The 14,552-nt window shown below is 42.4% G+C and carries 12 protein-coding genes and 4 tRNA genes; 14 read left to right on the plus strand and 2 right to left on the minus strand.

Features of this window, described 5'->3' with window-relative positions; genetic code table 11:
* Nucleotides 1-51: 51 nt before the first annotated feature.
* On the minus strand, nucleotides 52-546 hold the full coding sequence (locus tag A7985_RS22065) for a peptidylprolyl isomerase (protein WP_063372300.1): 495 nt from the start codon (nucleotides 544-546) through the stop codon (nucleotides 52-54).
* Nucleotides 547-756: 210 nt separating this feature from the next.
* Between A7985_RS22065 and cysS the strand changes: the two genes are divergently transcribed.
* The 4 genes from cysS to A7985_RS22085 all read left to right on the plus strand — a co-directional run bounded on the left by cysS (nucleotide 757) and on the right by A7985_RS22085 (nucleotide 3,907).
* Entirely contained in the window at nucleotides 757-2,136 is a 1,380-nt protein-coding gene (cysS, locus tag A7985_RS22070; protein WP_065792605.1) for a cysteine--tRNA ligase, read from the plus strand.
* Nucleotides 2,137-2,501: 365 nt separating this feature from the next.
* Nucleotides 2,502-2,969 carry a RidA family protein gene (locus A7985_RS22075; RefSeq protein ID WP_065792606.1) on the plus strand — a complete coding sequence of 156 codons (468 nt, stop codon included), beginning with the start codon at nucleotides 2,502-2,504 and terminating at the stop codon, nucleotides 2,967-2,969.
* Nucleotides 2,970-3,105: 136 nt separating this feature from the next.
* A complete protein-coding gene (locus tag A7985_RS22080; RefSeq protein ID WP_065792607.1) occupies nucleotides 3,106-3,387 on the plus strand; it encodes a hypothetical protein in 282 nt (93 codons plus the stop codon).
* Between the two features lie 109 nt (nucleotides 3,388-3,496).
* Entirely contained in the window at nucleotides 3,497-3,907 is a 411-nt protein-coding gene (locus A7985_RS22085; protein ID WP_065792608.1) for a hypothetical protein, read from the plus strand.
* An 18-nt stretch (nucleotides 3,908-3,925) separates the two neighbouring features.
* Here A7985_RS22085 and folD read toward each other — a convergent pair whose 3' ends face one another.
* Entirely contained in the window at nucleotides 3,926-4,780 is an 855-nt protein-coding gene (folD, locus tag A7985_RS22090) for a bifunctional methylenetetrahydrofolate dehydrogenase/methenyltetrahydrofolate cyclohydrolase FolD (RefSeq protein ID WP_065792609.1), read from the minus strand.
* A 386-nt stretch (nucleotides 4,781-5,166) separates the two neighbouring features.
* Between folD and A7985_RS22095 the strand changes: the two genes are divergently transcribed.
* The 10 genes from A7985_RS22095 to A7985_RS22140 all read left to right on the plus strand — a co-directional run bounded on the left by A7985_RS22095 (nucleotide 5,167) and on the right by A7985_RS22140 (nucleotide 14,522).
* Nucleotides 5,167-5,243 (plus strand) — tRNA-Pro (locus A7985_RS22095).
* A 49-nt stretch (nucleotides 5,244-5,292) separates the two neighbouring features.
* A tRNA-Arg gene (locus A7985_RS22100) sits at nucleotides 5,293-5,369 on the plus strand.
* 24 nt (nucleotides 5,370-5,393) lie between these two features.
* A tRNA-His gene (locus A7985_RS22105) sits at nucleotides 5,394-5,469 on the plus strand.
* 20 nt (nucleotides 5,470-5,489) lie between these two features.
* Nucleotides 5,490-5,566 (plus strand) — tRNA-Pro (locus tag A7985_RS22110).
* A gap of 274 nt (nucleotides 5,567-5,840) precedes the next feature.
* The gene (gene tig / locus A7985_RS22115; protein WP_065792610.1) at nucleotides 5,841-7,148 is read left to right on the plus strand and encodes a trigger factor; all 1,308 of its coding nucleotides are present in this window, start codon (nucleotides 5,841-5,843) and stop codon (nucleotides 7,146-7,148) included.
* Nucleotides 7,149-7,341: 193 nt separating this feature from the next.
* Nucleotides 7,342-7,950, plus strand: coding sequence for an ATP-dependent Clp endopeptidase proteolytic subunit ClpP (gene clpP, locus A7985_RS22120; protein ID WP_063372306.1), 609 nt, complete (start codon nucleotides 7,342-7,344; stop codon nucleotides 7,948-7,950).
* A gap of 236 nt (nucleotides 7,951-8,186) precedes the next feature.
* The gene (gene clpX, locus A7985_RS22125; protein WP_065792611.1) at nucleotides 8,187-9,470 is read left to right on the plus strand and encodes an ATP-dependent protease ATP-binding subunit ClpX; all 1,284 of its coding nucleotides are present in this window, start codon (nucleotides 8,187-8,189) and stop codon (nucleotides 9,468-9,470) included.
* Between the two features lie 123 nt (nucleotides 9,471-9,593).
* Nucleotides 9,594-11,963, plus strand: coding sequence for an endopeptidase La (gene lon, locus A7985_RS22130; protein ID WP_065792612.1), 2,370 nt, complete (start codon nucleotides 9,594-9,596; stop codon nucleotides 11,961-11,963).
* Nucleotides 11,964-12,173: 210 nt separating this feature from the next.
* Nucleotides 12,174-12,446 carry a nucleoid-associated protein HU-beta gene (hupB, locus tag A7985_RS22135; RefSeq protein WP_063359539.1) on the plus strand — a complete coding sequence of 91 codons (273 nt, stop codon included), beginning with the start codon at nucleotides 12,174-12,176 and terminating at the stop codon, nucleotides 12,444-12,446.
* A gap of 162 nt (nucleotides 12,447-12,608) precedes the next feature.
* Nucleotides 12,609-14,522: a SurA N-terminal domain-containing protein gene (locus A7985_RS22140; protein ID WP_065792613.1), complete on the plus strand. Its 1,914-nt coding sequence runs from the start codon at nucleotides 12,609-12,611 to the stop codon at nucleotides 14,520-14,522.
* Nucleotides 14,523-14,552: the final 30 nt, after the last annotated feature.

Below are 14,552 nucleotides of genomic sequence, written 5' to 3' on the forward strand. Positions count from 1 at the left end.
GGATCTCTTGTTAGAATAAGAGCGCCGTAGCGCTCATATGTAATCCGTGGATTAATCTGTGATAACAGCACTCTCGATGATTACATCGTCTAGAGGTACATCTTGGTGGAAACCTGATGAGCCTGTTGCAACACCTTTGATCTTGTTCACAACATCCATGCCTTCAACAACTTCAGCGAATACACAGTATCCCCAACCTTGAGACGTTTCACTAGAAAAGTTAAGGAAGTCATTGTCGTTCACGTTGATAAAGAATTGCGCTGTTGCAGAATGAGGATCTGGCGTACGCGCCATTGCTAACGTACCAACTTTGTTTGCAAGACCGTTGTTTGCTTCGTTTTGAATCGGTGCATCAACTTCTTTTTGGCTCATGCCCGGCTCAAAACCGCCGCCCTGAATCATAAAGCCATCAATTACGCGGTGAAAAATAGTGCCAGTGTAGAAACCATTTTCAACATATTTCTTGAAGTTTGCGACAGTTGCTGGCGCTTCTTTTTCAAATAATGCGATTTTGATTTCGCCGAAGTTTGTTTGTAAAACAACCATAATGGGTCCTTGAATTACAATAAAAAGATTAAAACGCTATTTTATAGTACAACTGCAGAACTACAAAGTGTTGAAATTACTTTGACACTTTTACTGTGTAAAGTTTGTTACCCAGACGGGGTAAAATTAGTATTTTTTACAGTAGAGGCAAGCCTGAGCAAGTGTTATTATGCCCAAGCTTTAAACACAACTTATTAGGAAAATAACTACATGTTGCAGATTTACGACACACTGACACGTCAAAAATCACCATTTAAGCCTCTCGTTGAAGGTAAAGTCGGCATGTATGTGTGTGGTATTACAATCTACGATTTCTGCCATGTAGGCCATGCTCGCACATACGTGTCTTTTGATGTGATCAACCGCTATTTTCGTCATTTAGGTTATGACGTAACTTACGTGCGTAACATTACTGATGTTGACGATAAAATCATCAAAAGAGCCTCTGAAAACAACGAAGAGATCAATGACTTGACTGTTCGTATGACCAAGGCAATGCATGAAGATTTCGAAGCCCTTAATATCTTACCAGCTGATATCGAGCCAACGGTAACTGGGCACATGGACGAAATCATTGAGATGATCGAACGGTTAGTTACGAAAGGCCATGCATACGTAGGTGACAGTGGAGACGTTTTATTCGACGTTTCTACATTTAAGGACTACGGCCAACTATCACAGCAAGACTTAGATATGCTACAGGCTGGCGCTCGCGTTGAAGTTGCAGAAGGTAAAGACGACCCGCTTGACTTTGTACTTTGGAAAAAAGCGAAAGCCGGTGAACCTTCGTGGACTTCACCTTGGGGAGAGGGCAGACCCGGTTGGCACATTGAATGTAGCGCAATGAGTTCAAAACACTTAGGTGATCTTTTTGATATCCATGGTGGTGGCTCTGACTTACAGTTTCCGCACCATGAGAATGAAATTGCGCAATCTTGCTGTGCAAACAACGGCTGCTATGTGAACACTTGGATCCATACAGGCATGGTTCAAGTAAACAAAGAAAAAATGTCTAAGTCGTTAGGTAATTTCTTTACTGTGCGTGAAGTACTAAAAGCTTATGACCGTGAAACAGTGCGCTATTTCTTAATCAATGGCCACTATCGCAGCCAATTGAACTACTCACAAGAAAACCTAGATCAAGCACGCTCTTCACTTGAGCGTATTTATACCGCGCTCCGTGGGGTTGAATTGGTTGAGGTTGAGCTAAAAGGCAATGCATTTGTTGAGCGTTTTGAAAATGCGATGAATGATGACTTTAATACGCCAGAAGCGCTGCCTGTTATTTATGAACTTGCAAAAGAAGTTAACTTGTTAAAAGAGTCAGATCCGCAAGCTGCAGGTAAACATGCTTATATTCTGGTTAAGTTAGCAGAAGTACTGGGTATCGCACAGCAATCTCCAGAAAGCTTCCTGCAAGGCGAACAAGATGACGATGAAGTGGCAAAAATAGAGGCTTTGATTGAACAGCGCAAAACAGCGCGAGCCAACAAAGATTGGGCTGCTGCTGATGAAGCACGTGATGCGTTAACTGCTATGGGCGTTGTGCTTGAAGACAGTGCTGGTAAAACGACTTGGCGCAAAGCTTAATCGATTATCTACAGGTAACAAGAAGCAATAAATTGCTTCTTGTTACTACTCTCTCTTGATTATTCTTCGACTCTCTTTTTACTTCCCAAAATAGAACACTTCCCCAAAAAGTATATTGGCACGATTGGTTGCGTTTTTTATCGCCGATTAGGTGAGTTAGTTATGGCATATTTCGCATGGTTTGAGTCGCCAGAGCATGCATTTAGTGTGTCAATATGTCCATCAGTTGGTTAGCTGAGAAATAAAGCTGATAGTGGTGATATATGAAACTTAATCAAGTTACAGTAGGGTCTGAGTGTCGAGATTTGGTTTTTATCTAAACAATGGTATTTTGAGAAAATAAATACTACGTAAAAGGAATCGTTATGAAGAAATATGCTATTGCGGTCATTTTATTAACTTTGAGCACGGGTTCGTCGGTCGCTAAGCCAAAAGCGACAAAGGGGATAGAGTTTCTGAATTCTTATGCCGTGTTACCCGCAGGACATAATTTACCGTTTTCAGAAGCGGTAAAAGTTAATGATAAAGTGTACCTCTCTGGTCAAATAGGGATTCAGCCTGGCACTACTAAATTGGTAGAAGGGGGAATTGGGCCTGAAAGCAAGCAAACTATGGAAAACATACGCGCGAGCTTGAATGCACATGGCTTGAGTATGAAAGATATATTTAAATGCACCATTATGTTGGCAGACATAAAAGAGTGGCCTGAATTTAATAAAGTCTATACCAAGTTTTTTAGTCGCCCTTACCCTGCAAGAAGCGCTTTTTCTACGAACGGACTTGCTTTGGGAGCGCGTGTAGAGGTTGAATGTATTGCAGCAGTACCGACTTAAAGAGCTTTTGCTAAGCGTCATTGTTATTTTGACGCTGCTCTGCTGTTCTACCAGTTCTACATAATAATATGGTTTTATTGACTTTTATTGCTGTGGTACCTTTAAGTTTTTAACGTTGTAATGGAAGTATCGCAATATGAAATTAGCTTTGGTTACCGCTTGTGCGGCATTTGTATTGGCTGGATGTAAAGTAAATGAAGGCGCATCGTACGACAAGGAGGCAGAGCCTCAAGACAGAACAGAGTACGTTGGCGTTGAAGGTGTGGTCCAGTCACAGAAAGATAAAGTCTATCTTATGAACAAAGAATTAAGCGACAAATGTAAAAATGCTAAAGTTGATCATGCAGTTGCACTAACTAATAACGACCAACAAGCGCTTAAGCGTCAAGAGAAGATCATCAAGTCGACATGTAAATAGCTATTTGGTACTTCACATCCCGCCTTTTTTGGTGACAAGGCATGCAGTTTGCTTAACTTTTGAGGTAATCATTAAACGGCAAAGGCGTGCCTTTTAAAAGGAGTATAAAATGCTATTGCATAAAACCAACGCGACCCCTCAATCTACCTACTCATCATCACGCACTGGCGCCGATAAAACGCAAAGTGGTGAAACGTTTGCTAATGAATTAAACAATCAAAACCCTGTTTCACAATTATCGCAGTCTTTGAGGCAAAAGGACTTATCGACATCTAGTCAGAACCAGAGTTTTTTATCTCAGGTACAACAAACGTTGATGTTTAACCGTCTTGGCGTAAACGAGGAAAAAGTTAAAGAGATCAGAGCTAAAATGGATGAGCTTTTAAGTCGATTAGAGAATGGAGAAATCAGTAAAGAGGACTTTGACAAACAAATGGAGATGTTAGAGTCGATGATGGCGAAAGAGTTAAAATCAACGGAAGAAGCAGAAAAACAGTCCAATAAATTGGAGCACTATTAAAGTGCTCCTGACACGTTACTAGCGTTTGCTGTTTTCACACGCTTCTAGTGTGTTTTCAATTAAGCTGGCAACGGTCATCGGGCCAACGCCTCCAGGTACCGGTGTGATAAAGCTCGCTTTTTGTTCCGCTTTATCATATTGCACATCACCAACCAGTTTTCCAGATTCCAGTCTGTTGATACCTACATCAATAACAATGGCACCTTCTTTCACCCAGTCACCTGGAATAAACTCAGGTTTACCAACGGCAACAACCAACAGGTCTGCACGACGAACATGGGCTTCCAAATCTTGCGTAAATTTGTGACATACCGTGGTGGTGCAGCCCGCTAGCAGTAATTCTAAAGACATAGGTCTGCCGACAATATTAGAAGCACCGACAACGACAGCATGCATGCCTTTATATCGTACACCCGTCGAATCGAGCAGGGTGATAATGCCTTTTGGTGTACAAGGCCTCAGTGCAGGCATTCTTTGCGCCAGTCTACCAACGTTATACGGGTGGAAACCGTCAACGTCTTTGCTTGGGTGAATACGCTCTAGAATTTTCTCGGCATCCAAACCCTCAGGTAAAGGGAGTTGTACCAAGATACCATCAACTTCTGGATCAACATTTAGGTTGTCTACCAGCTCGAGTAACTGTTCTTCACTCGTATCATTGGGTAAATCGTATGACTTAGAAACAAAGCCTACTTCTTCACAGGCTTTACGCTTTGAGCCAACATAAACTTGACTGGCAGGATCTTGCCCGACAAGTACCACAGCCAATCCTGGGGCCCTTAGTCCTTCAGCTACTCGCTGCTCTACACGTTTTGCGACTGTACTGCGAACCTGTTTCGCAATTGCTTTGCCATCTATGATGTTTGCCGTCATGGGTGACCTTTATATATAAGGGTTAGTTACTTGAACGATTATAGAGTTAAAAAGGGGTCACTCTATTTAAATATGGCAGTATGTATTCCTTCACAATAAAAATAGGGTATGTGTAAGGATTACAACTGTACTGCCTATATTTTCGCAAAATTGAACTGATTAGCCAAGCTAGATCCCACGATAAACATTGAGCAAAGTTAAGAGACGCGGAATAAGTTGAGTAAAATTTGATTGTTTCAGCTGATTTTTAACCCTTTTGTGGTAAAAATAGGCAGTTGAAATAATTTTTAAAAAAAATGTTTGACCTCAACAACTCAAATCTCTAATATGCACCCCGTTGCCAACGAGGGGTGTTAAATAAAAACATTCTGAGTAAGTAACAAAATCGGCGATTAGCGCAGCTTGGTAGCGCACTTGGTTTGGGTCCAAGGGGTCGCAGGTTCAAATCCTGCATCGCCGACCACTTCTTCCTAGAAGATGTGGGTGGATAGCACACAAGTGTTGTTTGTGTTGCGCCCGTAGCTCAGCTGGATAGAGCAACGGCCTTCTAAGCCGTGGGTCGAAGGTTCGAATCCTTCCGGGTGCGCCATTTAAATAAAGTCCACATGTAGTGGCGGCTGTAGCTCAGTTGGTAGAGCCCTGGATTGTGATTCCGGTTGTCGTGGGTTCGAGCCCCATCAGTCGCCCCATCTACACTCAAAAAATGTTTCGGCGATTAGCGCAGCTTGGTAGCGCACTTGGTTTGGGTCCAAGGGGTCGCAGGTTCAAATCCTGCATCGCCGACCATCTCCTCACTCTTATTTTTCTCTATTTTTTCCTTAAATATATTATTGTTACCTTATATCTCATTTATTTCAGCGGATTGCTCGACTCTACGGTTTTATAGGTTATAATGCCGCGTCTAATGTTTAACAATAGTGCCCTGATGGGGCAGGCAGCAAGTCTGGCATGTAATTGGTAGGTTATCAGCGCATTTCGCTAAAATGCCAATTGCACTTCTGTGTCGACTTGTTTGTGAAGGAAGGCGCGTTGTCGCCAAAAATGAAAATTGAGGTATATCATGCAAGTTTCTGTTGAGACGACTCAAGGCCTTGAGCGCCGTCTGACTATCACCGTTCCTGCAGAGAACGTTGAGACTGAAGTTAAAAAACGCTTACAACAACTGTCTAAAACCCAGCGTATTGACGGTTTCCGTCCCGGTAAAGTACCTGTTTCTGTAATCAACAAGCGCTATGGTGCTGCAGTTCGTCAAGAAGTGGCTGGCGACTTAATGCAACGTAACTACATCGAAGCGATCGTTTCAGAAAAGATCAACCCTGCTGGTGCACCTAGCTTTGCTCCTAAGTCTTTAGAAGCTGGTAAAGATCTTGAGTTTGAAGCAACTTTTGAAGTTTACCCAGAAGTTGAAATCAAAGACCTAGACAAAGTTTCTGTTGAAAAGCCAGTTGTAGATGTAACTGCTGACGACCTAGCGAATATGCTAGAGACGCTTCGCAAGCAGCACGCTACTTGGACTGAAGTAGAAGCAGCAGCTGGTGAGCAAGATCGTGTAACTATCGATTTCTTAGGTACTGTTGAAGGTGAAGAGTTTGAAGGCGGTAAAGCTGAAGACTTCCCTCTAGAACTAGGTCAAGGTCGTATGATCCCTGGTTTTGAAGATGGTATCGTTGGTAAGAAAGCGGGCGACGAAGTTGTTGCTGACGTAACTTTCCCAGAAGAGTATCACGCAGAGAACCTTAAAGGTAAGCCTGCGCAGTTCACAATCACTGTGAAGAAAGTTGAAGTTCAAGAACTTCCAGAGCTTAACGACGAGTTTGCAACTAAATTCGGTGTAGCTGAAGGCGGTGTTGACGCTCTTAAAGAAGAAGTTAAAAAGAACATGACGCGCGAGCTTGACCAAGCTGTTAAAGCAAAGGTTAAAGAGCAAGCTATCCAAGGCTTACTTGAAACTAATGAAGTTGAAGTACCTAAAGCGCTTATCGACCAAGAAATCGATGCACTTCGTCAGCAAGCTGCACAGCGTTTCGGTGGTGATGCTAAGAACATGCCTGAGCTTCCAGCTGAACTATTCCATGAGCAAGCTGTAACTCGCGTTAAGACAGGTCTTCTTCTTGGTGAAGTGATCAAAGCGAACGACATTAAAGTTGACGACGCAAAAGTTGAGTCTTTAATTGAAACAGTTGCTTCAGCTTACGAAGATCCTTCAGAAGTAGTTAACTACTACAAAGAAAATGATCAACTAATGCAGCAAATGCGTAATGTAGCAATGGAAGAGCAAGCTGTTGAAGCTGTACTTGCAAGCGCTACGGTTACTGATGTTGAAAAGTCTTTTGACGACATCATGAACCCACAACAAGCTGCAGAGTAAGTTTCTTCCCTCGACTATGAGGAAAGCATTGACTTACTGTTAAGCTAACGCTTAAATGGCTCGTAATGCTCTGTTAATTGCAGTGCTGCGAGCCTTTTTCGTTATGATGATAGAGAAAAAGTACAAGGCTAGTTCAATAATTAGCACTTGAACTGCGCAGCAAACCTGCCTCGCATACAAAGGAACCAATAATATGAATGACGGTATGATAGATCCTCTAAACGCTTTAGTGCCTATGGTTGTTGAGCAGACAGCTAAAGGTGAGCGTTCTTACGATATTTATTCTCGTTTGCTTAAAGAGAGAATTATATTTTTGACAGGTCAAGTTGAAGACCATATGGCAAATCTGATTGTTGCACAAATGTTGTTTCTTGAATCGGAAAGCCCAGATAAAGATATTTACCTATACATCAACTCTCCTGGTGGCTCTGTGACAGCTGGTATGTCTATCTATGACACGATGAACTTCATCAAGCCAGATGTGAGCACTGTGTGTGTTGGCCAAGCGGCAAGTATGGGCGCATTTTTGTTATCAGGCGGTGCCAAGGGCAAGCGCTATTGCCTACCAAACTCTCGTGTCATGATCCACCAGCCATTGGGCGGCTTCCAAGGTCAAGCGTCTGACTTTGAGATCCATGCAAAAGAAATCTTAACAATTAAAGAAAAATTAAACAGATTACTTGCTGATCATACTGGCCAGCCGTTCGATGTAGTTGCCAATGACACAGACCGTGATAACTTTATGAATGCGCAAGAAGCTGTAGAGTACGGTTTGGTTGATGCGGTACATACCAGCCGCTAAATAATGCACTATTTATTTTTAGGTGAAAATTTACACCTTGAAATAATAAAACTTGGATCTATATCTTAGAGAGGTCCAAGTTTTTTAGAGTTTATTGCCAAAATGAAGACTTTTGCACGAGTACTTTTCATTTTGCGCTAGCTTAGCTATACCAACTGATTTTTTATTTGGTATAGTTAAAGCATGTATTGTGTTGTCACGGTAGTGGCAACTCACCAAATTTAAGAGGTAGTTGAATGTCAGACACTCCTACAGACGGCGACAAGAATAGCAAACTCTTGTACTGCTCATTTTGTGGTAAGAGTCAGCACGAAGTACGCAAGTTAATTGCTGGTCCATCAGTATACATTTGTGATGAATGCGTCGAACTGTGTAACGACATCATTAGGGAAGAGATCAAGGATATTGCGCCGCAGCATGATTCGTCTGATAAACTGCCGGTGCCTAAAGAAATCCGTAACCATCTGGATGATTATGTAATCGGGCAAGAGCACGCGAAAAAAGTATTGTCAGTAGCAGTTTACAATCATTACAAACGCTTGAGAAACCAAGGTATTAAAACTGAGGTTGAACTAGGCAAAAGTAACATCCTACTGATCGGTCCTACTGGTAGTGGTAAAACTTTATTAGCAGAAACACTCGCAAGATTGTTAGATGTGCCATTTACAATGGCGGATGCAACCACATTAACCGAAGCGGGTTATGTTGGTGAAGACGTTGAGAATATCATTCAGAAGTTACTTCAAAAATGTGATTATGATGTAGAAAAAGCTCAGCGTGGCATCGTGTACATTGATGAGATTGATAAGATTTCTCGTAAGTCTGATAACCCATCTATTACAAGAGATGTGTCAGGCGAGGGTGTACAGCAAGCACTATTGAAGCTGATTGAAGGGACAGTAGCGTCTGTACCACCTCAAGGTGGTCGCAAACACCCTCAGCAAGAGTTTTTACAAGTAGACACATCTAAGATTCTGTTTATTTGTGGCGGTGCGTTTGCCGGTCTTGATAAAGTAATCGAACAACGTAGTCATACAAGTACAGGTATTGGCTTTGGCGCTGAAGTAAAAGGTGCTGACAGTGAGCGTTCATTAAGTGAAACGTTTAAAGATGTTGAGCCAGAAGATCTTGTTAAATACGGATTAATCCCTGAGTTTATTGGCCGTTTACCTGTTGTTGCAACACTGACAGAGCTAGATGAAGACGCGCTAATACAAATCTTAAATGAGCCTAAAAATGCACTGACGAAACAGTATGGTGCGCTATTTAAGATGGAAGGTGTTGAACTAGAGTTCCGCGAAGATGCTTTGAAAGCGATTGCACACAAAGCAATGGAACGTAAAACGGGTGCTCGAGGATTACGCTCAATTGTTGAAGCTGTATTACTTGAAACTATGTATGAGTTACCTTCAATTGAAGATGTAAGCAAAGTTGTCATTGACGAAACTGTAATTAAGGGGGAGTCAGATCCTATCTTAATTTATGAAAACAGTGGTCAAGACAAAGCTGCGTCTGAGTAATCAGGCAAGATAATTAGAAAAGGAGCCTCGTGCTCCTTTTTTTGTCGAAGAGTTGAACTTTATAGAGGGCATCCCCATATACCTCTGTAATCTTAAAAATAAAAGAAGTGCGAAGAGAACAAAATGACGCTTGAGAGAACGGATCGAGTTGAAATTCCAGTGTTGGCACTGCGTGATGTGGTTGTTTACCCTCATATGGTGATCCCGCTGTTCGTTGGCAGAGAGAAATCTATTAGATGTCTTGAAGCTGCAATGGAAAATGACAAGCAAATATTTTTAGTGGCTCAAAAAGAAGCCTCAATCGATGATCCTAGTACTGACGATATCTATGAAGTTGGTACGGTTGCGACTGTTTTACAACTGCTTAAACTACCTGATGGTACGGTTAAGGTGTTGGTAGAGGGGACGCAAAGGGCAAGAATCGATGAATTTTTAGTAACCGATGATTACTTCTTAGCACAAGCCCAGTTTATTGCCTCGGAAAATATTCCTGAGCAGGAGCAGGATATTTTCATTCGCAGTGCAGTTAGTCAGTTTGAAGGGTATGTAAAACTCAATAAAAAAATTCCACCTGAAGTTCTGACCTCTGTATCTGGCATTGATGAAACTGCACGTTTAGCAGATACCATGGCTGCTCACATGCCAATCAAGGTACCTGAGAAACAAAAAGTACTAGAGCTGTACAATGTTACAGAGCGTTTAGAGTACTTAATGGCGCTAATGGAGGGAGAAATTGATCTACTTCAAGTAGAGAAGAAAATCCGCTCTCGTGTTAAGAAGCAAATGGAAAAGTCTCAAAGAGAGTATTATCTTAATGAGCAAATGAAAGCCATCCAAAAAGAACTTGGTGAATTGGATGATGTGCCTGATGAGTTTGAAGCGTTGAAAAAGCGCATCAGTGAAGCACAAATGCCAAAAGAAGCAGAAGAAAAAGCGATATCTGAGTTGAACAAACTAAAAATGATGTCGCCGATGTCTGCCGAAGCGACCGTTGTTCGCTCTTACATTGATACACTCATCAATGTGCCTTGGAAGAAGCGCTCTAAGGTGAAAAAAGATTTAGCAAATGCGCAGAAAATTCTCGATGCTGACCACTATGGGTTAGATAAAGTGAAAGAGCGTATTATTGAATATCTAGCGGTTCAACAACGCACAAATAAACTAAAAGGACCAATCCTGTGTTTAGTCGGTCCTCCTGGCGTGGGTAAAACCAGTCTTGGTCAATCGATAGCGCGTTCTACTGGTCGTAAATATGTGCGTATGGCACTTGGTGGGGTAAGAGACGAAGCGGAGATCCGAGGACATCGCCGTACCTACATTGGTTCAATGCCAGGCAAGCTTATTCAAAGCATGAGCAAAGTTGGTGTTAAAAACCCACTCTTTTTGCTTGATGAAATCGACAAGATGTCTTCTGACATGCGTGGCGACCCGGCATCTGCATTACTTGAAGTATTAGATCCTGAGCAAAACAGCAGCTTTGCGGATCACTACCTTGAAGTTGAATATGACCTATCTGATGTAATGTTTGTCGCGACGTCAAACAGTTTCAATATTCCTGGTCCACTGTTAGATCGTATGGAAGTCATTCGTCTTTCGGGTTACACAGAAGACGAAAAGCTTAACATTTCAAAGCAGCATTTAATTCCGAAACAGATTAAGCGTAACGGGTTAAAAGCAGGTGAAATTGAGATTGAAGACAGCGCTATTATCAATACGATTCGTTACTACACTCGCGAGGCGGGGGTACGTAACTTAGAGCGTGAAATGTCGAAGTTATGTCGTAAGGCGGTTAAGGCGATCTTGCTCGATAAAGATCAAAAGAAAGTTGTCATCAATGGTGATAACTTAGAGAGTTTCTTAGGTGTTCAACGCTTTGACTATGGCAAAGCCGAGGATGGAGATCGTGTTGGACAAGTGACTGGTCTTGCTTGGACTGAGGTAGGCGGTGATTTGTTGACAATCGAGAGTGCTGCGGTACCTGGTAAAGGCAAACTGTCTTACACAGGCTCGCTAGGCGATGTAATGCAGGAGTCTATTCAGGCGGCGATGACCGTGGTTAGAAACCGTGCAGACAAGCTTCGTATTAACGATGATTTTTACGAGAAGCGTGATATTCACGTGCATGTGCCTGAAGGTGCAACGCCTAAAGATGGTCCAAGTGCAGGTATCGCGATGGTAACTGGTCTTGTTTCAAGTCTGACGGGCAACCCTGTACGTAGCGATGTCGCGATGACGGGTGAAATTACTTTACGTGGTGAAGTATTGCCGATCGGTGGCTTGAAAGAGAAGCTATTAGCTGCTCACCGTGGCGGAATAAAAACGGTGGTGATCCCGAAGAAGAACGAACGAGATCTTAAAGAGATCCCTGATAACGTTCTAGAAGGGCTAGAAATTCACCCTGTCACGTGGATTGAAGACGTTTTATCGATAGCACTTGCTCAACCTGTGGACAGTTTTTCAGTGGAAACTCAAAAAACTGCTGAGAAAGCTTAAAAAAGTCGATAAAAAGGGTTTTCAAATCCCAGTGGTGTGCTAAGTTAAGCACTGGATTTAAGCCTAGTTCGCGGGAAGCCCCGTAGCATCTAGGCTGTAATACATTTAAGCAAATAGAGAGTCGTAAGATTTCTCGTAGTTAACAACAAAAGTGATGTTAGTTTTAAAACACCATCGCTCTTGATAATAACAATGTAAGAGGATGATATTGTGAATAAATCTCAATTAATCGATCAAATCGCAGCTGATGCTGATATTTCTAAGGCCGCTGCTGGTCGTGCACTGGATTCATTCATTGAGTCAGTAACCACTGCGCTTAAAGATGGCGATTCAGTGGCGCTAGTAGGCTTTGGTACTTTTTCTGTTCGTGAACGCGCTGCACGTACAGGCCGCAACCCTCAAACGGGTGCTGCAATTGACATTGCTGCTGCTAACATCCCTGCTTTTAAAGCTGGTAAAGCTCTAAAAGACGCGGTTAACTAAGATATAGCTTATACAATTTACAATTACCCAGTTATTAAACAGGGCTAATTGAACGCGATAAGCTTCAAGATAAAAAGCGTATCTGGTAAGATACGCTTTTTTTACATGAGCTAACTGATGCAAAGTACTCAGGTGCTTTGACTTAGATAAGAGATAGAACAAATGCTTGAAAAGATTAGAGAGGGCTCGCAAGGCCTTGCTGCCAAGATCGTTCTTGGTGCAGTTATCTTGTCTTTTGCGCTGGCAGGGATTGGTGGTTACCTAGGTCAAACCACAGAGCAGCCAGTTGCAGAAGTCAATGGAGTTAAAATTACCCAGCTAGAGTTTTCTAGAGCGTTCGAGAACGAGCGTGGCAGACTAGAGCAGCAGTTTGGTGAATACTTTGAACAGATCGCTTCAGATCCAACTTATATGGCGCAAATTCGTCAAGGTGTTGTAGACAGACTTGTACAGCAAGAACTACAAAACCAGCTAGCGCTTGAGTTAGGGCTGAGAGTAAGCGATGAGCAAATTAAGCAAGCCATTTTTGAAATGCCATATTTCCAAATCGGCGGCGAGTTTAATAACGACCGATATTTACAACTTATTCGTCAGATGAACTTTCAACCTGATGAGTTTCGTGAGTATCTACGTGAAGAGATGACACGTAATCAATTGGTCTCTGCGCTTGCAGGCTCTGATTTTGCATTGGATAACGAAGTTAAGCAAGTGCTCGCACTTCAGCAGCAAACTCGTGACGTTGATTATCTTGTTTTAAGTAAAGATACAGTCAAAGAGCAAGTGTCTGTCAGTGACGAAGAAATCAAAGACTACTATGACTTAAACCAAGATCAGTTCCAGTCTCCTGAACAGGTAGCACTGAGCTATATTGAATTAAAAGCATCTGACATCGAGTTGGAAGAAACTATCTCAGAAGAAGATGTAAAAGCATACTACGAAGAAAATAAAGCACAGTATCTAGAAGAAGAAAGACGCCGTGTATCTCACATTTTAATTGAAAGTGGTGATGATGCATCTGCGGCAAAGGCTAAAGCTGAAGAGCTCTATGCTCAGCTGCAAGGTGGCGCAGACTTCGCAGAGTTGGCAGAGGCACAATCAGACGACATCGCCAGTGGTGAACTAGGCGGTGATTTAGATTGGATTGATCGCGATATGATGGATCCGGCATTCGAAACAGCTGCATTTGCCCTAGCGAACATCGGTGACTTTTCTGAGATTGTTGAATCTGAGTTCGGTTTTCACATCATTAAACTGACAGATCTACAAGCTCAACAAAGTAAAGAATACGAAGAAGTGGCAGCAGAATTACGTACAGAGCTTGAGCAAAACGCTAAAATCGATGCTTTTTACGGTAAACAGGAAGAAATTCGTGAGCTGGCATTTGAGGTGGCAGATTCATTAGAAGATGCTGCAGCGGCTGCAAATCTTGAAGTGAAGAAAACAGAGCTTGTTGCCCGTAACTTGCTTCCTGCACCACTTAACCAGCCGGCAGTCACCAATATTGTATTTACGCCTGAGCTTTTAGAAGATGGTGTAAACTCAGAGGTTATTGAAGTTGCGCCAGAGCACATGGTTGTCGTTCGTGTTGCAGAGCACAAAGCTGCCGCTGTTAGACCGCTTGAAGATGTGACAGCACAAATTAAGTCGCGTCTTGAAAATGACAAGGCGACAGAGCTGACAAAAGAGAAAGCCACCGAGTTATTCGCAAAGCTTGAGCAAGGTGCGTCGCTTACAGACATTGCAACGGAGCAATCTCTTGAAGTACAAACCCAAGAAGCATTGGCACGTCAGAGCTATGCGGTTCAGCCAGCATTGGTAAGCGAAGCGTTTAAACTGCCACATCCGGCAGCTGACAGCGTTTCTAAGTCAATGGTTGAACTTAATAATGGTGATTCCGCGTTGTTGGTAGTGAAAGCTGTTAAGGTCGCAGAGATAGCTGAAGAAGTTGAGCCACAACAAAAGCAAAGTATTACTAGAACGCAGGTTAATAAAAACTACCTAGCGCTTCTCAGTGCACTTGAAAGTACTGCTGAGGTGAACAAACCAAGTTCATTCACAGTCACTGAAGAAAACTAAAAAAAGGCGCTTAGGCGCCTTTTTTAATGT

Source organism: Pseudoalteromonas luteoviolacea, assembly GCF_001696455.1.
GTDB lineage: Bacteria > Pseudomonadota > Gammaproteobacteria > Enterobacterales > Alteromonadaceae > Pseudoalteromonas > Pseudoalteromonas luteoviolacea_C.

Excerpts from the sequence above, each read along its gene's own strand:
- A7985_RS22065 (WP_063372300.1), bottom strand. The coding sequence starts at position 546 with ATGGTTGTTTTACAAACAAACTTCGGCGAAATCAAAATCGCATTATTT.
- cysS (WP_065792605.1), top strand. The coding sequence starts at position 757 with ATGTTGCAGATTTACGACACACTGACACGTCAAAAATCACCATTTAAG.
- A7985_RS22075 (WP_065792606.1), top strand. The coding sequence starts at position 2,502 with ATGAAGAAATATGCTATTGCGGTCATTTTATTAACTTTGAGCACGGGT.
- A7985_RS22080 (WP_065792607.1), top strand. The coding sequence starts at position 3,106 with ATGAAATTAGCTTTGGTTACCGCTTGTGCGGCATTTGTATTGGCTGGA.
- A7985_RS22085 (WP_065792608.1), top strand. The coding sequence starts at position 3,497 with ATGCTATTGCATAAAACCAACGCGACCCCTCAATCTACCTACTCATCA.
- folD (WP_065792609.1), bottom strand. The coding sequence starts at position 4,780 with ATGACGGCAAACATCATAGATGGCAAAGCAATTGCGAAACAGGTTCGC.
- tig (WP_065792610.1), top strand. The coding sequence starts at position 5,841 with ATGCAAGTTTCTGTTGAGACGACTCAAGGCCTTGAGCGCCGTCTGACT.
- clpP (WP_063372306.1), top strand. The coding sequence starts at position 7,342 with ATGAATGACGGTATGATAGATCCTCTAAACGCTTTAGTGCCTATGGTT.
- clpX (WP_065792611.1), top strand. The coding sequence starts at position 8,187 with ATGTCAGACACTCCTACAGACGGCGACAAGAATAGCAAACTCTTGTAC.
- lon (WP_065792612.1), top strand. The coding sequence starts at position 9,594 with ATGACGCTTGAGAGAACGGATCGAGTTGAAATTCCAGTGTTGGCACTG.
- A7985_RS22140 (WP_065792613.1), top strand. The coding sequence starts at position 12,609 with ATGCTTGAAAAGATTAGAGAGGGCTCGCAAGGCCTTGCTGCCAAGATC.